The sequence below is a fragment of the Chryseobacterium sp. Tr-659 genome (genome assembly GCF_011752975.1).
GTDB lineage: Bacteria > Bacteroidota > Bacteroidia > Flavobacteriales > Weeksellaceae > Chryseobacterium.
Window position 1 is genome coordinate 1 of the sequence record NZ_VWWP01000024.1, and the last position, 903, is coordinate 903.

General features: G+C 63.0%; 1 protein-coding gene. It reads right to left on the minus strand.

Annotated elements, in window-relative coordinates:
* On the minus strand, positions 1-903 hold a 903-nt coding region (locus tag F3J23_RS21525; RefSeq protein WP_262888161.1), incomplete at both ends, for an ABC transporter transmembrane domain-containing protein.

A 903-nucleotide genomic window follows, 5' to 3' on the forward strand; every position in this document is an offset into this window, starting at 1 on the left:
TTTCTGGCTCAGCACGCCGGGCAGGATCATCAGCAGCACCGCCACCGGCGCGATCCACGCCAGCTGCGGCGCGATGATCGCCATCACCAGCATAAACAGCAGGAAGAATGGCATATCGACGATCGCCGTCACCGTGGTCGACGTCACCATTTCGCGCACCGCTTCCAGCTCGCGCAGCTGCGAGATAAAGGTGCCGGTCGATCGCGGTACCGCGCTGTTACGCAGCCGCAGCGCGTGGCCGAACACACGGTCGGAGACGCGCATATCGGCGCGCTTGCCGAGCAGATCGGTGACGTGATCGCGACCGACGCGCAGAATATAGGTGAACACCACCGAGAGAATCACCCCGATATACAGCACGTACAGCGTGGGGTACGACTGCGCCGGGATCACCCGATCGTACACCTGCATCGAGAAGATGATGCCGACCAGCGCCAGCAGATTGATCAGGAACGATCCCAGCATCACGTAGCCGTAAGGACGCATGTCGTGCAGCACCAGACGGCGCAGCCAGTCGGGCCTGACCGTGGCGAGATAGCGATCGACACGGCTATCTTTGGCGGCCGTCACCGGACGCAGCGCCGCGGCGTAACGGATCTGCGGCAGCAGCGTGTTCAGCACGATCGGCGCCGGTTGTTCATCGCCGGCCAGGTGCACGCGCACCGTGTAATCGCCATCAAAGCTGGTGATGACGCCGACCTGGCCGTCGCTCAGTTCCACCGCCAGCGGCAAGCGCCAGCTGCTGATCTCCCACTGATGCTCTTCATACAGCTGCAGCGACAGTCCGGCCTGACGCGCCAGATGGCGCAGCGCTTTATCACGTGACTGTTTGCCCTGCCATTCGCTGGCAGCCATGATCATGCCCGGCGAGCACGGCAGGCGATAATGGGTCGCGATGAGAAT